12 protein-coding genes are annotated in these 16,700 nt (G+C 60.7%); 4 read left to right on the top strand and 8 right to left on the bottom strand.

Going from position 1 to position 16,700, the window contains the following annotated elements; translation table 11 throughout:
* Positions 1 to 28 precede the first annotated feature (28 nt).
* Positions 29 to 286 (top strand): hypothetical protein, encoded by a 258-nt coding sequence (locus J5278_RS00430; RefSeq protein WP_142830110.1) that lies wholly within the window; start codon positions 29 to 31, stop codon positions 284 to 286.
* A 220-nt stretch (positions 287 to 506) separates the two neighbouring features.
* Positions 507 to 1,811: a nicotinate phosphoribosyltransferase gene (gene pncB, locus J5278_RS00425; RefSeq protein WP_111215975.1), complete on the top strand. Its 1,305-nt coding sequence runs from the start codon at positions 507 to 509 to the stop codon at positions 1,809 to 1,811.
* A gap of 2 nt (positions 1,812 to 1,813) precedes the next feature.
* Here pncB and J5278_RS00420 read toward each other — a convergent pair whose 3' ends face one another.
* Together J5278_RS00420 and J5278_RS00415 are read right to left on the bottom strand one after the other, a co-directional pair.
* Positions 1,814 to 2,581 carry an SDR family NAD(P)-dependent oxidoreductase gene (locus J5278_RS00420; protein WP_209182390.1) on the bottom strand — a complete coding sequence of 256 codons (768 nt, stop codon included), beginning with the start codon at positions 2,579 to 2,581 and terminating at the stop codon, positions 1,814 to 1,816.
* A gap of 393 nt (positions 2,582 to 2,974) precedes the next feature.
* A complete protein-coding gene (locus J5278_RS00415; RefSeq protein ID WP_209182391.1) occupies positions 2,975 to 3,151 on the bottom strand; it encodes a hypothetical protein in 177 nt (58 codons plus the stop codon).
* A gap of 231 nt (positions 3,152 to 3,382) precedes the next feature.
* Between J5278_RS00415 and treZ the strand changes: the two genes are divergently transcribed.
* Positions 3,383 to 5,191, top strand: coding sequence for a malto-oligosyltrehalose trehalohydrolase (treZ, locus tag J5278_RS00410; protein WP_209182392.1), 1,809 nt, complete (start codon positions 3,383 to 3,385; stop codon positions 5,189 to 5,191).
* Here treZ and J5278_RS00405 read toward each other — a convergent pair.
* The 5 genes from J5278_RS00405 to J5278_RS00385 all read right to left on the bottom strand — a co-directional run bounded on the left by J5278_RS00405 (position 5,188) and on the right by J5278_RS00385 (position 14,538).
* Positions 5,188 to 8,307, bottom strand: coding sequence for an efflux RND transporter permease subunit (locus tag J5278_RS00405; protein ID WP_209182393.1), 3,120 nt, complete (start codon positions 8,305 to 8,307; stop codon positions 5,188 to 5,190). The genes treZ and J5278_RS00405 overlap by 4 nt on opposite strands.
* Positions 8,304 to 11,420 carry an efflux RND transporter permease subunit gene (locus J5278_RS00400; RefSeq protein WP_209182394.1) on the bottom strand — a complete coding sequence of 1,039 codons (3,117 nt, stop codon included), beginning with the start codon at positions 11,418 to 11,420 and terminating at the stop codon, positions 8,304 to 8,306. The genes J5278_RS00405 and J5278_RS00400 overlap by 4 nt, the downstream gene beginning before the upstream one ends.
* Entirely contained in the window at positions 11,417 to 12,748 is a 1,332-nt protein-coding gene (locus J5278_RS00395) for an efflux RND transporter periplasmic adaptor subunit (RefSeq protein ID WP_209182395.1), read from the bottom strand. Before J5278_RS00395 ends, J5278_RS00400 begins: the two co-directional genes overlap by 4 nt.
* 134 nt (positions 12,749 to 12,882) lie before the next feature.
* Positions 12,883 to 13,653, bottom strand: a complete 771-nt coding sequence (locus J5278_RS00390; RefSeq protein WP_209182396.1) for a transporter substrate-binding domain-containing protein — start codon at positions 13,651 to 13,653, stop codon at positions 12,883 to 12,885.
* 3 nt (positions 13,654 to 13,656) lie between these two features.
* Positions 13,657 to 14,538 (bottom strand): hypothetical protein, encoded by an 882-nt coding sequence (locus J5278_RS00385; protein WP_209182397.1) that lies wholly within the window; start codon positions 14,536 to 14,538, stop codon positions 13,657 to 13,659.
* Positions 14,539 to 14,714: 176 nt separating this feature from the next.
* Between J5278_RS00385 and J5278_RS00380 the strand changes: the two genes are divergently transcribed.
* On the top strand, positions 14,715 to 14,972 hold the full coding sequence (locus J5278_RS00380; RefSeq protein ID WP_202617168.1) for a DUF2171 domain-containing protein: 258 nt from the start codon (positions 14,715 to 14,717) through the stop codon (positions 14,970 to 14,972).
* 73 nt (positions 14,973 to 15,045) lie between these two features.
* Here the strand turns inward: J5278_RS00380 and ggt are convergent, their stop codons facing one another.
* Positions 15,046 to 16,635, bottom strand: a complete 1,590-nt coding sequence (gene ggt / locus J5278_RS00375; protein ID WP_209182398.1) for a gamma-glutamyltransferase — start codon at positions 16,633 to 16,635, stop codon at positions 15,046 to 15,048.
* Positions 16,636 to 16,700: the final 65 nt, after the last annotated feature.

Below are 16,700 nucleotides of genomic sequence, written 5' to 3'. Positions count from 1 at the left end.
AGCGCTTCGTCAACTAAAGGAGGAGAGAATGGCAACCATCGATCCAAAGAACCGCTGGCAGGAGCCGGAAAGCTCAAGCGTACCCGAAGGCGGGCTTCCCGCCACAAAGGCGCGGCAGGGTCGCGTCGGGCGCCGAGTTCTGACTGTTCTCGTGGCAGCTCTCGTCCTCTCCTTCATCGTCTGGATCCCCGTCGAGATCTGGGGCAGCCACAAGGCCGAACAGGCATCTCCTACAACGACAACAGAGACCCAGTCACCCACCGCCCCGGCTAAACCGGCACCATAGCCGCGCTACGAGCAGGAGCTTGGCACGGTCGGTTGGTCAAAACTTCAGCAGCCCTGCACGCGAGAAAAGCGGCAGGGCACGAATTTGCATCAATCTTTGTTCTGCGACTGGACTCTTCCGCAGCATTTTTTGATAAGAATAGCCGCGACCCCGACCTGCTTTGCTTAACGCCTGCAGCGGGGACGTGCAGAGCAGCATGCAGTGATACGGGACGAGCAGCATGACCAAGACGGATATCGCCAACCGCGTCTACAATCACGCCTGGAAACTCGATCCGATCATCCGCAGCCTGATCGATACCGACTTCTACAAATTGCTGATGCTGCAGATGATCTGGAAGCTTTATCCGGATGTTGATGCCACGTTTTCGCTCATCAACCGTACCCGCACAGTGCGCCTCGCCGACGAGATCGATGAGAACGATCTGCGTGAGCAGCTCGATCATGCGCGCACCCTGCGCCTCTCCAAGAAAGAGATGATCTGGCTCGCCGGTAACTCGTTCTACGGTCGCGCGCAGATCTTCGAGCCCGAATTTCTGACCTGGCTGTCGCACTTTCAGCTTCCTGAGTACGAGCTGACGAAAAAGGACGGCCAATACGTCCTGAATTTCCACGGTTCGTGGAAAGAGACGACGATGTGGGAAATCCCGGCGCTCGCCATCATCAACGAACTGCGCTCGCGTGCAGCCATGAAGGCGCTTGGGCCCTTCACGCTCGATGTTCTCTACGCGCGCGCCAAGGCCAAGATGTGGGGCAAGGTCGAGCGCCTGCGCGAGTTGCCAAACCTGCGGATTTCCGACTTCGGGACGCGGCGGCGTCACAGCTTCCTGTGGCAGCGTTGGTGTGTAGAGGCCTTGAAGGAAGGTGTGGGGCAAGCTTTTACCGGCACTAGCAATGTGCTTTTGGCCATGGACTCGGACCTGGAAGCCGTTGGCACGAATGCCCACGAATTGCCGATGGTGGCGGCAGCACTTGCGCAAACCGACCAGGAGCTGGCGAATGCGCCCTACAAGGTACTGCGCGACTGGAACCGGCTCTATGGCGGAAATCTTCTGATTGTCCTTCCCGATGCCTTCGGCACGGCCGCGTTCCTTCGCGATGCCCCTGAATGGGTGGCGGACTGGACCGGCTTCCGTCCGGATAGCGCCCCTCCCATCGAAGGCGGCGAGAAGATCATTGCCTGGTGGGAAAAGATGGGCCGCGATCCGCGCCAGAAGCTGCTGATCTTTTCAGACGGCATGGATGTCGATGCGATCATCGACACCTATCGCCATTTCGATGGACGGGCACGCATGGGCTTCGGCTGGGGCACCAACCTCACAAACGACTTCGCCGGCTGCGCCCCGACAGAGATCCGCGGCCTTGCGCCCATTTCTGTCGTCTGCAAGGTGATCGAGGCCAATGGCCGCCCCGCCGTAAAACTCTCCGACAATCCGCAAAAGGCGACCGGCGAACCTTCCGAAGTCGAGAGATACCTGAAATTCTTCGGAACTGAGGAGAGGGTCGAGCAGCCGGTCCTCGTCTGAAGCTACATGGCTGTAAAGCCGTTGTCGACGAACAGATGGGCGCCATTGACGAAGTTGGAGTCGTCGCTCGCAAGGTATAGCGCTGCCCGAGCGACATCCTCGGGCTCGCCGATGCGGCCCTGCTGGGCAGCGATTGCCGCATCCGAGACATCGACGCCGAGGGCCTGCAATTCGGCAACTTCCTTCAAGCCATGGGGGGTGCGGATGAAACCGGGGCAAACAGCATTGCAGCGGATATTTCGGTCGCGAAACTCCACCGCAATCGCTCTTGCAAACATGTGCACAGCCCCCTTCGTCGTATCGTAAAGTACCTCCATAGGCGTCGCTGCCACGGCAGAAATCGAGGAGGTGCAGACGATGGAGCCGCCGCCGGCTGCGAGCATCTGCGGCAGCACGGCTTTCGTCATCAGAAACATCGAGCGGACGTTGACGGCATGCAGCCATTCCCAGTCCTCGAGCGTCGTTTCCAGAAACGGTTTGATGACGATGGTGCCGGCATGGTTGAAAAGGACCGTCGTCGGCCCGAAGGCTTTTTCCACGGCTGCGACGGCAGCGTTAACCTCTGCCTCCTGAGAGACGTCGGCAGTCCAGTGATCCGCGATGCCTCCCCGTCTCCGGATATCTGCGACGGTTTCCGCTGCGGCATCGCCATTGCGGTCGATGATCGCCACTTTGGCGCCCTCTGCAGCAAAGAGCCTCGAGGACGCTCCGCCCATGCCGGTCGCGCCTCCCGAAATGATCGCAACCTTGTCCTTCAGCCTGCCCGCCATTCTTGCTCTCCACCATTCGAGATGTCCTAGACGACTACGATAGTGATCCCACCTGGCTTGGCAACGCAATCGAACGCCGGAGAACGTTTATTGGTTCACATATCGGGGGGAGCGCGAGTTAGCTCAACGAGAGCCAACCGCTAAGCGCATAGCGCATAGCTGCCCTGCGAATTTCTGCCTAGGTTTTGAGCAAAATATCGGTATAGTCATTTTTATCGAAGCAATGCACCTCCTCCCGCAAAGCTTCGATGGTACGGAAAGCCTACTCCTCCTCCCAGGGTTTTCCGTAGGATCGGCAACACTCCTCCTCCCAGTTGTCGATCGGTTCTTTTCGAAAGCCTGCCGCACCTCCTCCCGCGGCAGGCTTTTTCGTTTTGGGATGATCAATTTTCGCTAGGCAACTGCCTTCTCAGGCAAAAAGATCAAAGACGTATCGAGCGGCTTTACGTCTGTCTTGGGGTCTCCGGGATGACCCAGAAATACGTAGCCAGCCGCGACGATGCAGGCCACGGCAAAAATCACTGCAACAAAGACCTTGAACCGGCCACGAACCATATTGCCACGAACCATGATGTACTCCTTGTAAGGTTATGCCCGTCAAACCGTTTGAGCGGCTAATCGGTTCCCGTTTACGCGGCATTGTTTTCGTTCGCTTCTTTCCATTGCGCCTGCGTGGATCAACATTCGTGCCTGTCCTCCTTCTTGCGCAGGCGCTGCCGGCACCCCCGGCGAGCGGGCGGCCCGGCCTTGGGTCTCGGAACAAATTTCGCTCTCAGCCAGTTAGGCGACCAAACCTTCCTGATGCGTTTGTATGTCTTGAGAGAAAGTACGCCTGTGAGCCTCGCCCATTTCGGCCCCGTCTTTACCGCCAGCGGCATGCTTTTCCGTCTATGGGCGCCCCGCCAACAGGCTGTATCCCTGCGAATAGGCGATGTGGCGCCGGTCCCCATGGCTGCCGGTGTCGATGGCTGGTTCAGCGTCAACATAGATGGCGCCGGGGACGGCACCGCTTACAAGTTCGTTCTCGAGGATGGCCTGGAAGTTCCTGACCCCGCGTCCCGGTTTCAGCCTGACGGCCCGCATGGCCCGAGTGAGGTGGTCGACCCCAAATCTTATGTGTGGAGATCAACGGGTTGGGCCGGGCTGGCGTGGGAAGAGGCGGTTGTCTATGAACTGCATGTCGGCACATTCACGCAGGAAGGCACGTTTCGAGCTGTCATTGATCGTCTGGACCACCTTCAGTCACTCGGCGTAACGGCGTTGCAGCTGATGCCGGTCAATGATTTTCCGGGCGAACGGGGCTGGGGCTATGACGGCGTCCTTCCCTATGCGCCGCATGGAAGCTATGGACGCCCGGAGGATCTGAAGGCGCTGATCGATGCCGCCCACGAGCGCGGCATCTGCGTTTTTCTCGACGTGATCTACAATCACTTCGGCCCGGACGGAAACTATCTCCCGTCCTACGCGCCGCTCTTCACCGACAAGCACAAATCGCCATGGGGGCAGGGCATCAATTATGATGGCGAGGGATCGCAGTTCATTCGCGAATTCGTCATCCAGAATGCGCTCTACTGGCTCCAGGAGTTTCGCGTCGATGGTCTCCGATTCGATGCCGTTCACGCGATTGTCGACGACAGCCGCGAGCATCTCCTGAAGGAAATGGCGCGTCGCATCCGCAGCGAAATCTCCGGCCGGCACATCCACCTCATTGTCGAGAACGAGGACAACAACAGCGCGCTGCTGTTTCGCAACAACTATGGCAAGCCGGAGCTCTATACCGCTCAGTGGAATGATGACATGCACCACGTGATGCACGTCGCGGCGTCGGGCGAGGATTTTGGCTACTACGCAGACTACGCCGACGATCCCGCCAAGATCGGACGCGGACTGGCCGAGGGCTTCGTATTTCAAGGCGAGCACATGCCCTACCGTGGGGCGGCGCGAGGCCAGCCCAGTGCAGCACTGCCGCCGACAGCCTTCATATCCTTCATCCAGAACCATGATCAGATCGGCAATCGTGCCTTCGGGGATCGTCTCAACGAGACAGCGTCGCCAGAGGCTATCGAAGCCATGGCCTCGATCTACCTCTTGGCACCGCAGATCCCGATGCTGTTCATGGGTGAGGAATGGGACGCAAGGCAGCCCTTCCCGTATTTCTGCGACTTCAACGACGAACTGAACGAGATCGTCCGGAAGGGTCGAAGGGAGGAGCTCTCGCGGCTGCCCGGCTTCGACGATGACGTTGCGGATGTGCCGGACCCGACGCGGCGTGAAACGTTCCTGTCTGCGAAACTCGACTGGCAGGATGTGGAAAAAGAAGCGGGCGCCGCGCGGCTGGCTCTCTACCGCGACCTCCTTGAGGTAAGGCGTCAGGAAATCATTCCCCGCCTTTCGAGCATTGTCAGTGCTGGCGGCGCGCACAGTGTCGAAGGCAAGCTGGTGGCGGTCAGTTGGTCGCTCGTCGATGGCACCTCGCTACGGCTGCTTGCAAACGTCGGTGCCGAGGAGCTGCGCCATGGAGAGGCGTTGCAAGGCCGGGTCATCTGGAACCAGGGCAGGTTTGCCGATGGTATCTTGGCGCCTTGGTCGGTCATCTGGTCGATAGGTTAGGCCTCGGAAGGCTCGCCATCCCTCACATCCACAGTCTTAGGCCGGCGCCGGAACGACCAGCGGCGGTGCAGCTTGGCGAGCATGATGTAGATGATCGGCGTTGTATAGAGCGTCAGGACCTGCGAGATCACCAGGCCGCCGACGATGGTAATGCCCAGCGGCCGGCGCAGTTCGGAGCCCGGCCCGGTGGCGATGATCAACGGCACGGCACCCATGATGGCGGCCAGTGTCGTCATCAGAATGGGCCGGAATCGCTGCAGACAGGCCTGGAATATGGCTTCTTCCGATGAGAGACCGCGCGTTCGCTCTGCTTCCAGGGCAAAATCCACCAGCATGATGCCGTTCTTCTTGACGATGCCGATCAGGAGCACAATGCCGATAAAGGCAATGATGCTCAGCTCCGTTCCGCTGATTTCCAGCGCCAACAAGGCGCCAAGCCCTGCCGATGGCAGCGTCGAGATGATGGTCAGCGGATGCGCTAGGCTCTCGTACAAAACCCCCAGCACGATATAGACGGCGACCAACGCGGCCAAAAGCAGGAGTGGCTGGCCACCGGACGATTGCGCGGCGCTTGCAGCATCCCCGGCGAAGTCGGCATGCAGCGAATCCGGAAGGTGCAGATCGGCGACGGCGCGTATCACGCTGTCATTGGCGGCTTGCAGCGTGCCCCCGGGCGCAAGGTTGTATGAAATGGTGACGGCTGGAAATTGCCCCTGGTGGTTGACAACCAATGGCGCCAGTGTGCGCTGCACCTTGGCAACGCTGCTGAGGGGTACCTGGGTGCCATCCGCAGCCGGTACGTAGAGATTGGTGATCGCTTCCGGATCAAGCGCATAGGTCGGATCGGCTTCGAGAACGACGCGATACTGGTTGCGCTGGGTGTAGATCGTCGAGATCTGCCGCTGGGCAAAAGCATTGTTGAGAGCGCTGTCTATCGACTGGATGCTGACGCCAAGCCGTGCCGCCTCGCTGCGGTCGATGTTGACGGTCGCCTGAAGCCCGTTCGGCTGGCGGTCGGTGGCGACATCCGCAAGCGCCGGTTCTGCCTGCAGCGCCGTCAGCACCTTTGGTGCCCAGGCAACGAGTTCGTCGTAATTGGAGTCCCAAAGGGTAAACTGGTACTGCGATTGTGACGACCGCGCGCCGACGCGAATGTCACTGGGGGAGAAAAGGAAGGTGCTGAGCCCCGGCACCTTGGCCAGTTGCGTCCGCAGCCGGGCGATGACCTCGTCGGTCGAAACGCGTTCCGCCGCAGGCTTCAGCGAAATCAGCAATTGCCCCCTGTTGATCGAGCTCGAAAAACCGCCGCCACCAACGGATGATCCAACGCCGGAAACGGCTGGATCGGCGCTGGCAATCGCTGCCGCCTTCTGCTGCAACAGCACCATGGCGGGATATGAGATGTCCGTGGAGGCTTCGGTGCCGCCCTGAATGAAGCCGGTATCGTCCTGCGGAATGAAGCCCTTCGGCACTTTCACATACAGAAGCGCCGTGACGGCGATGCAGCCGAAAATAACGACAATAGCCATCGCGCGGTGGTGGAGAACAGCCTTCAATGTGCGCCCGTAGAAGCAGACAACGGCGTCCAGCGTCCTTTCGACTGTGCGGGCGAAGAAATTCGGCGGCGCTTCGTTGTCGTGAGCCCGCAGCCAGTGGCCACAGATCATCGGTGTTACAGTTAGGGAGACGACGGTCGAGACGACGATCGCAAACCCGAGCGTCAGCGAAAATGCCTGGAAGAACCGGCCGATGATCCCGCCGAGGAAGAACAGCGGTATGAAGGCTGCCAGCAGCGACAGGCTGATCGAGATGACTGTGAAGCCGATCTGTCGCGCGCCTTCTTTTGCCGCCTCCATCGGTCGCATGCCTTTTTCGAGGTTTGCGTAGATGTTCTCGATCATGACGATGGCGTCGTCGACCACGAAGCCGACGGAAACGACCAGCGCCATCAGCGACAGGTTGTCGATCGACAGCCCCCAGGCCCACATCAGCGCGAAGGTGCCTGCCAGCGACAGCGGCACGGTCACCCCGGCGGCCAGGGTCGGCGTCGTCCGTTGCAGGAAAACGAAGACCACCGCCATGACGAGGAAGACGGTTGCGAGCAACGTCCACTGCATGTCATCGACGCTGGCGTTGATGGTGGTTGTCCGGTCGGAAAGAATTGCGATGTTGATGCCGGCGGGAATGGTTTTCTGCAGTTCGGGGATCAACGCCTTTACCGCGTCGACGGTTGAAATGACGTTGGCGTCCGCTTGCCTTGTGATATTCAGCAGCACCGAAGGCTTGCCGTTGTACCAGGCATCGGAGCGGCTGTTGCGGACGCCGGGCTCGACGGTGGCTATATCGGACAGGCGAACCGACGTGCCATCGCCGCTTCGGATGATGATGCGGCCGAAAGCCTCCGGCGTCTTCAACTGTGCATTCATGCTGATGGCGAAGGCTGCATCCTTGCCATCGATGGAGCCGATGGGTCCAAGCGTATTGGCATTGACGATGGCGGTGCGTACTGCATCGAGTGAAAGCCCGATGGCCGATAGCCGGTCGGGGTTAAGCCGAACGCGTGCCGCTGGTTGGTCGGCGCCGCTGGCGGTCACTTCGCCGACACCATCGACCTGTGAAATCTGCTGCACCACCACCGTGTCGGCAGCATCGTAAACGGCACTCGGTGCCAGATTGTCGGAGGTCATTGCCAGGATGAGCACAGGTGCTGCGGCCGGATTGACCTTGCGGAACGACGGCAGTGTCGGCAAGTCAGCCGGGAGGTCGATGGCAGCAGCGTTGAGTGCCGCCTGCACGTCCTGCCCGGCGCCATCGATACTGCGGGAAAGGTCGAACTGTATAGCAATGCTGGTCGAGCCGAGCGAACTCACAGACGTCAGTTCGGTGACGCCGGCAATCGTGCCGAGATGCCGCTCGAGCGGTGCTGCGACGCTGGCCGCCATGCTGGCAGGATCGGCGCCCGGCCGGCTGGCCGACACGATGATGGTGGGCAGATCGACGGCCGGAAGACTGGCGACCGGCAGGAAGAAATAGGAGACGAAGCCGAGGATCATCAGCCCGATCGACAGGAGCACCGTGCCGACAGGCCGCTTGATGAACGGCTCGGAGATGTTCATGCCCGGCCTCCCGCTCCGCTCGCCTCTGGTGCCGGGGTGCCTGTCGGCCGGCCGACGATGCGGCTGCGCAGCCGCTCGAAGGCGAGGTAGATCACTGGCGTGGTGTAGAGTGTCAGCAACTGGCTGAGCACAAGTCCGCCGACGATACTGATACCGAGTGGTGTGCGCAATTCCGAACCCGTGCCGGTTGCCAGCGCCAGTGGCAGCGCGCCGAAGAGAGCTGCCAGCGTCGTCATCATGATCGGCCGGAAACGCAGGATCGACGCTTGTAGGATCGCCTCGCGCGGTGGCAGCCCGCCGCTGCGCTCTGCCTCCAGCGCGAAGTCGATCATCATGATGGCGTTCTTCTTGACGATCCCCATCAAAAGCACGATGCCGATCAATGCGATCAGCGACAGGTCCTGGCCGAACAGCATCAGCGCCAGAAGCGCTCCGACACCGGCCGACGGCAGGGTGGACAGGATGGTGATCGGGTGGATGGCACTTTCATAGAGCAGTCCAAGAACGATGTAGATGGTCACGACCGCCGCCAGGATGAGCCAGGGCTCGCCGGCAAGCGATGACGAAAACTCCTCAGCATCCCCCGAATAAGCCCTCTGGATGCTGTTAGGCACGCCGATTTCGTTTTCGGCTGCCGTTACCGCGCTGACGGCATCGCTGAGCGACGCGCCGGGTGCGAGATCGAAGCTGAGCGTCACCGATGGAAACTGCGCGTCGTGACTGATGACCAGCGGCGCAGTGGTGAAGGTCGCGGTTGAGAAGGCATTAAGTGGTACCTGGACATCGCCGGTGCCGGCTACATAGAGCTTGTCGAGCGATTTCGGGTCCGCCTGAAACTGCGGTGCCGCCTCGACGATGACGCGATACTGGTTCGACTGCCCGTAGATCGTGGCAATCTGGCGCTGTCCGAAGGCATCGTTCAGCGTGTCGCTGACCGCTTGCATCGAGACACCGAGGCGCGACGCCGTTTCCCGGTCGACATCGACAAAGATGCGTCCGCCGCCCGTCTGAACTTCCGAGGAGACATCCACCAGGGTCGGCGCCTTCTGCAATTGGGTCGCCAGTTTCTGCGCCCAGTCGACGACGACAGCGGTATCGGTGCCGGTCAAAGTGTACTGGTAGGGCGCACGGCTCGACCGGGTGCTGATGCTGATGTCCCGCACGCTCTGGAAGGTCACATGAACCCCCGGCATTCCGGCGACCTCGTTGCGCAACCGGTCGATGATCTCTGTCGAGGACGCGGCGCGATCGCTGCGCTGGCGGAGCACAAGGCTGAGAGTACCGGTGTTGAGCGTCAGGTTGTTGGCGCTGGCCCCGACCACCGAGACGATGCCGGTGACGTCCTTATCGCCACGAAGCCGCTCCGTCACCAGCGCCTGCGTCCGCTTCATGGATTCGAAGGACGTCGTCGGCTCCGTTTCAATGACTGCGGTAATGAGGCCAGTATCCTGCGGCGGCAGGAAACCCTTTGGAATGAAGATGTAGAGGCCGATGGTCGCAACCAGCGTCACTACGGTCAGAAGCAGCATCAACGGGCTGCGATCGATGGCCCAGACGAGGCTGCGGCGATAGCCGCCAATCAGGCGGTCCATCATCCGGTCGGCGCCGGCGAGCATGCCGCGGCGACCCTCTGCCGGCTTGCGCAGGATACGGGCGCACATCATCGGCGTCAGCGTCAGCGAGATGATTGCCGACACGACGACGGCAATTGTCAGCGTCAGCGCGAACTCGCGAAACATCCGCCCGACGATCCCGGTCATGAACAGCAGTGGAATGAAAACCGCGACCAGCGAGAAGGTCAGAGAGATGATCGTAAAGCTGATTTCGCCTGCGCCCTTCAGCGCCGCGTGCATCGGGTCGTCACCTTCCTCGATGTGGCGGGCGATGTTTTCGATCATGACGATGGCGTCGTCGACAACGAAGCCGGTGCCGATCGTGAGTGCCATCAGCGAAAGGTTATCGAGACTGAATCCGGCAAACCACATGACGCCGAAAGTGGCGATCAGCGAAAGCGGCAACGCCACAGCAGCGATGATGGTGGCTGTGATAGTGCGCAGGAAGACGAAGACAACGAGAATGACCAGCCCGACGCTCAGCGCCAGCGTCCATTGCACGTCGTGGATCGAAGCGCGGATGGTTTCCGTCCGGTCATTGACGATATCGAGGGCAATGCCGGCCGGCAGAGCTTCCTTCAGTTGTGGCAGCTGTTTGAGGACATCGCCGACTGTCTTGATGACGTTTGCGCCGGGTTGGCGCATGACATCGATGATGACCGCCGGCTTGCCCTGGTAACAGGCGCCAACGCGCGTATTCTCAAGTCCCTGCACCACATCCGCAACATCCTTCAGCAGGATGGGCGCGTTGTTGCGGTAGGCGACGATCACTGATTTGTAGGCCTCAGGATCGACGATCTGGTCGTTCGCGGCAAGCGTGAAGGACTGGTGCGTGCCGTCGAGCGCACCCTTCGCACCGGCAACGCTGGCAGCGACGATGGCGCTGCGGATGTCCTCGAGCGCAAGCCCGTAGGAGGCGAGGCGAGGCAGGTTTGCCTGGATACGGATCGCCGGCTTGACGCCGCCCTGGATCGTGACATTGCCGACGCCACTGACCTGGCTCAGTTTCTGGGCCATCATCGTATCGGCGAAATCGCTGAGATCGCGGATCGAATAGCTAGAGGAACGCAGCGCCAGCGTGATGATGGGCGTGTCCGCTGGGTTCACCTTGGAATAGGTCGGCGGATACGGAAGGGTTTTCGGCAATGTCGACCCGGCGGCATTGATAGCAGCCTGCACGTCCTGCGCAGCACCGTCGATATCGCGGCCGAGGTCGAACTGCAGGGTGATCTGGCTGATGCCGAAGGCGCTCGACGAGGTCATCGAGGCAAGCGAGGGGATCTGGCCGAGCGGTCGCTCGAGCGGTGCCGTCACCAGCGACGCCATTGTATCCGGATCGGCGCCGGGAAGCTGCGTCGTCACCCGGATCGTCGGGAAATCGACTTGCGGCAGCGGCGCCACCGGCAGCTGCGCATAGCCGAGCAACCCTCCCAGCAGTACGGCTACTGCCAGCAGGGATGTCGCAATCGGGCGGTTGATGAAGAGCGAGGAGACGCTCATTGCGCCGCTGCCGGCGGGTTGGCCGGCGCCGCTCCATCGTTTGCGGGCTTGTCGCCGCCGTCGCTGTTGTGATGCCGGCGCGGCTTTCCATCGGCTCCGGTTGTTGTCGCCGGTTTATCGACAGCCGGCTTCGAAGGATCGGAGACCTCGACCTTGGAGCCCGTCTGCAGCCTTGCAAATCCTGTCGTCACGACGATGTCGCCGGCGGCGATACCGTCGGTGATCACGGCCTGGACATCGTCCTGCTGTCCGACCTTGATCGGTTTCATAAGCACGGTCTGGTCGGGCTGGAGGAGATAGGCGAAGGTTCCGTTCGGGCCGCGCTGGACGGCTGCGGTCGGCACGACGATTACGCCCTTCATCGTCTCGATCAGCAGGCGTGCGTTGACGAAAGCGCCGGGCCAGAGCGCCAGTTTTTCGTTCGGGAAATTGGCTTTGAGCTTAACCGTGCCGGTGGTCACGTCGACCTGGTTGTCGACGACTGCCAGCGTGCCGGTATCGACAACCGCCTGGTCGCCACCCGCAAGGGCCTGGACGCTGAGCGTGCCTGCTGCACTGGCCGCATTGACCTTGGCCAGCTGCTGCTGCGGCACGGAAAAGACGACGGAGATTGGCCGGATCTGGGAAAGCGTGACGATGCCAGTCGTATCGGTCGAGCTGACGATGTTGCCGATGTCGACATTGCGGATACCGGTGCGCCCGTCGATCGGTGCCTTTATGGTCGTATAGTCGAGCGTCGCCTGCGCACTCTCGATGGCCGCCTGGTCGGATTGCACCTGCGCCTGGTACTGGGCAACCTGAAATTTTGCCGTATCGACCTGCTGCTGCGTGCCGGAATTCGATTGCAGCAGCCGCTGGTAGCGCTCGAAGTCGTTCTGGGCACTCTGCAGCAGTGCCTGGTCCTGGGCTTTCTTGCCGACAGCCTGGTCAAGCGTGGCCTTGTAGACGGCATCGTCGATACGGGCGATCACGTCGCCCTTCTTGATGTCCTGGCCTTCCTCGAAATGGATCTCTACCAGCTCGCCGCTGACCTGAGGCCGCACGGTGACGGTGTTCAACGGCTTCACCGAGCCGACACCGTCGATATAGACAGGCACATCCGCCGCCTTCGCCACGGCTGTCAGCACTGCCGTCGGGCCCGTCGATTGCGCCGCCCCGCGTCGTCGGCCGCCGCCGCGCGTTCCGCTTGCCTGCTGGGTGTTTGCAGCTTGACCTACGCCAAGCATGCGCTCGGCCGGTTCCAGCCAGCTGTCGCGAAGGACGTAGGCTCCGACGCCGATGGCGGCGACCATTACGACCGATATCAAGACCCGAGAAGTCCGAGCCATTTATTCACCTTCTTTCGCGATTCCAGACAAGAGCCGTCGGTCACGACCTTATCGTGCAGCGGGCGCAGAAGGAATTTGTAGCGGAATTAAATTTTGTCCACGTGGACGGGCAAAACAGCAGTGCTCGCAGCAGTTTAAGGCGTGACAACCGCCGGTGCGACCGGCTCATTGGCAAACCCGGCTGAATCGAGTGCGCGGCGGACCAGTCCCGATCGCTTGGCTTTCTCCATGAACTCGCTGACAATCGAGAGAGCCATGGGTTTCTCGCGGCCGACAGCAATGGCGATGCCCGTTGACTGGAAGCCGCCATCGAGAATGCGCGCGCCGGGGAGCAGCGGCAGCAGCGTTTGGAAGGCATCCCGCGACAACGCCAAAGCATCGGCATTTCCCGATCGCAGGCGTTCGACGGCCTCCGCAATCGTCGAAACGGCAACGGGCGCCGTATGACAAAGGGTCCGCGCCGCACTGCGAATGGTCGTCGTATTGGCAATGCCGACGACCCGCACTCGGTCGTGGTCGACGCCGGTCAAATCGACGATGCCTGAGGCATGGCTGACGAGATAGGTGCTTTCCAGGATGTAATAGGCCGGCCCGAAAGCGACGCGCCTGCTTCGCTCATCATCAACCGGCATGAAGCTAACGTCGATCCTGCCGGTTTCGAGGGCTTGCGTACAATCACCGGAGTTTGCAAATCCGGTGATCTCCAACGGGCTGTGCATTTGCCGGGCGAGTTCGGTGACGAGATCCACCGTAACACCCTTATATATTCGGCTAGCCTCGTCGAGTGTCACGAACAGTGCCGATGGCGCAGGTGCTGCTACGACGCCGGCCCTGAGGGTGCCGGTGGGAAGAAGTTCGCGCCTTCCGGCATCGTCGGCGCTGCCGTATGTTCTCGAGCCTTCCAAAATCTAGGACCTGATGACGCGCGATGGCGCTTGCCGGTCTTCCAGCGCCGCCTGCGCCGCCGCGTCTATCACAGCAAATTTTTCGGCCTGATAATTCCAGTATTCTGCCACGAAACTGCGCGACAGCCAGAAGCTGCTCTTGCCGGGCGCCCCGGCCCAGCCGACGCTTCCCATGCCGGCGGCCTGTTTCAGAAGGCGTTTGAGGTGCGCATTTGAAATCATGAACTGCTGGTGGATATCGCGCATGGAAATAGGGCCGATCAGGATCTGGTCCGTATCTCCCTCCATCGTCTGTATACGGGAGATCAGGTAATCCATCACCACGCCACCGGAGTTGACCCAGTTGAAGAGCGCGAAACTCGGTCCGGGATTGCGGACCGCATCGCTGTTGATGATTTGCCTGGCAATCATCGGCTGCATGACCGCAATTGCGTCCGGATTGGCCATCATCTGTTCGATCCGCGAGCCACCGTCGAGACTATCGAGGATGAAGAGGTGCGTCTGCAGCCATCGGCCGAGATAGTCGACAGCGGTTGGTGTTGGCTCCAGCAGTCGTGTCCGCCGGTCTGCGCGGTCGGGAACAGCGGCCAGAAATCGGTAGGCCAGCATCTCCTGGAGAAAGGCGACGGCGGTGTTGCGACTGGCAATCTGATGCTTCAGCACGAGATCGACATAACGCGCCGCATAGAGGCCCGATCCGGGCTCGTCACGGTATCCGTAATGAAGCGCGAAACCCGCATGGGCAAGAAGCCAGCGTTGCTGCGCAGCGAAAATAGAAGCAATGCGTGGATTTTCACGATAGATTGCAATAAGCTCGGCGGCACAGCGAAGGATTGCGGTCAGAAAATGCTGGTTAGCGCTAAGGTCTTTGGCTTTAAACGTCATGAATTTTGCCTAAGTAATAAAGTGCCGGTGCGCCGCAACCGGATGCGTTTGCCTATCGTCTCGTTGGTCCCCTGAGCTCCGACTGAACAAAGAGCTTCGAGATTCTCAGTTTATTTTTATCGTCTCGCATCCAAAAGCCTATCGATGCGTTTTAATTCTATTACAAGGAGAACGTTATGATAAATGCTTCGACAATAAAAGAACACGCAGAAGTTATTGGCGCCGATGGCGTCCACGTCGGCACCGTCGACCATGTCGTCGGCAGCCGCATCAAGCTGACCAAGAAGGACAGCGGTGAAGGTTCGCACAAAGGCCATCACCACTTCATCGACCTGAGCCTCGTTGCCGAAGTCGAAGGCGAACGCGTGCGCCTGTCGGCAAACGCCGATGTCGCTGTGACATTCGAGGAAGAAGAAGGCGGCCAGCAGGCCTGATCCTTCACAGCTTCACAATCGGAGCCCCGCTAAATGCGGGGCTTTTTTGTGAGTTATAAACTCTAGCGCCAGATTAGCAGCCGAGCGCGATGCCGTCCTTGCGATGGTCGGAACCACCGAGCAATATGCCCCGCTCATAGTCGATGAGGATTGCTTGGGCGCCGCCGATCGGCTCGTCGGCCCACTCCGTGACGTGCCCTCGTCGATCGAGATCGGCCTTGACCTCTGGCGAAATGGTCGGCTCTAGCGACAGGGTGCCACCGAAATAAAAGCTGCGCGGCTGGTCGCTGGCCTGCTGCGGATCGAGATCTCGGTCGAGGATTTGGCTCAGCAGATGCGCGTGCCCGCAGGCCTGATATTGGCCGCCCATTACGCCGAAACTCATGCGCGGCCGTCCGCTTTCCATCAGCATGCCCGGAATAATGGTATGGAAAGGTAATTTGTTCGGACCGATTGCATTCGAGTGGCCCTCCGTCAGCACGAAACCAGCACCGCGATTTTGCAGCAATACGCCGCTGCGCGGGGCGTAGATGCCGCTGCCGAAGGGGAAGAAGACAGAGTTTATCAGCGAAACCGCATTGCCGTCGCGGTCGACCACCGAGACGTAGACGGTATCCTTGTGGGTCGGCCCTTCCCACGTGGAGGCAGCAGACGCACGATCGAGACTGATCTCGCGGCGCATGGCATCCACAGAACGATCCGACAGCAGTTCGTCGATATCGAATGTCAGGTGGTCGGGGTCGCTGATCAGTTGATCGCGGCGGGCATAGCCGGCCTTCGTTGCTTCGGCGAGCAGATGGATGCGGTCGGCCTCCGTCAGCTTCGGGTCGCGCAGGTCGAAGCCGTCGAGGATGCGGGTAATCAGCAGCGCTGCCAATCCCTGGCCGTTAGGCGGGCATTCCAGCAGGTCGAGCCCCCGGTATCGGCCCGAGATTGGCTTGGTCTCGAAGGCCTTGTAGTTCGCGAAATCGCTTTCTTCATGCAGTCCGCCAAGCGATTGCAGCAGCGTGGCGATCTCCTCAGCGACAGCATCCCGGTAAAACCCGTCGCGACCGCTCTTGGCTATCGCACGAAGGGTTGCTCCGAGTGCGGGATTGGTCATCCGCTCACCGGTTCGCGGCGCCCGGCCATTGCGCAGGAAGTAAGCGGCTGAGTCTGGAAATTTGGCAACGCGATCTGCGTAGCGCGTCCAGTCCAGTTCGACCCGGGGCGTGATGACATAGCCGCCTTCTGCTGCCGCGATAGCCGGCGCCAGCACGCGATCTAACCCGAAGGCTCCGTACCGCTCGATCAACTGGCACCAGGCATCGACCGCGCCCGGAATGGTTACCGCATGCGGGCTGTCGTCGGGAATGCTTGTCAGGCCCTTCTCGAGCAGGTGGCCAAGGTTTGCCTTCTGCGGCGAGCGGCCGGATCCATTGAGGGCAACAGGCGTTCCGCCGGCAGGGCAATACAGCGCGAAGCAATCGCCGCCGATGCCCGTCATCAGCGGATCGATGACCGATTGCAGTGCGACAGCGGCAACCGCGGCATCGACGGCACTGCCGCCAGCACGCAGGATATCGACGGCAGCAAGGCTTGCCTGCGGGTGCGATGTCGCCGCCATGCCACGGTCCGAAATTGCCACCGAACGGCCTGGCTTGAAGAAATCACGGGATTGCATGCTGTTTTCCTTATGCTTTACGGCAGTTTGCTGAAAATCATCGGCTATTGATGCGCGACAAGGGC

The organism is Rhizobium sp. B21/90, assembly GCF_019355815.1.
In the GTDB taxonomy this organism is placed as follows: domain Bacteria; phylum Pseudomonadota; class Alphaproteobacteria; order Rhizobiales; family Rhizobiaceae; genus Rhizobium; species Rhizobium rhododendri.
The sequence above is the reverse complement of the archived record's forward strand: the minus strand, read 5'-3'. Positions and strand labels throughout refer to the sequence as shown.

What these genes read in the sequence shown, in the direction of transcription:
- J5278_RS00430 (WP_142830110.1), top strand. Translation starts at nt 29, where the DNA reads ATGGCAACCATCGATCCAAAGAACCGCTGGCAGGAGCCGGAAAGCTCA.
- pncB (WP_111215975.1), top strand. Translation starts at nt 507, where the DNA reads ATGACCAAGACGGATATCGCCAACCGCGTCTACAATCACGCCTGGAAA.
- J5278_RS00420 (WP_209182390.1), bottom strand. Translation starts at nt 2,581, where the DNA reads ATGGCGGGCAGGCTGAAGGACAAGGTTGCGATCATTTCGGGAGGCGCG.
- J5278_RS00415 (WP_209182391.1), bottom strand. Translation starts at nt 3,151, where the DNA reads ATGGTTCGTGGCAATATGGTTCGTGGCCGGTTCAAGGTCTTTGTTGCA.
- treZ (WP_209182392.1), top strand. Translation starts at nt 3,383, where the DNA reads ATGCGTTTGTATGTCTTGAGAGAAAGTACGCCTGTGAGCCTCGCCCAT.
- J5278_RS00405 (WP_209182393.1), bottom strand. Translation starts at nt 8,307, where the DNA reads ATGAACATCTCCGAGCCGTTCATCAAGCGGCCTGTCGGCACGGTGCTC.
- J5278_RS00400 (WP_209182394.1), bottom strand. Translation starts at nt 11,420, where the DNA reads ATGAGCGTCTCCTCGCTCTTCATCAACCGCCCGATTGCGACATCCCTG.
- J5278_RS00395 (WP_209182395.1), bottom strand. Translation starts at nt 12,748, where the DNA reads ATGGCTCGGACTTCTCGGGTCTTGATATCGGTCGTAATGGTCGCCGCC.
- J5278_RS00385 (WP_209182397.1), bottom strand. Translation starts at nt 14,538, where the DNA reads ATGACGTTTAAAGCCAAAGACCTTAGCGCTAACCAGCATTTTCTGACC.
- J5278_RS00380 (WP_202617168.1), top strand. Translation starts at nt 14,715, where the DNA reads ATGATAAATGCTTCGACAATAAAAGAACACGCAGAAGTTATTGGCGCC.
- ggt (WP_209182398.1), bottom strand. Translation starts at nt 16,635, where the DNA reads ATGCAATCCCGTGATTTCTTCAAGCCAGGCCGTTCGGTGGCAATTTCG.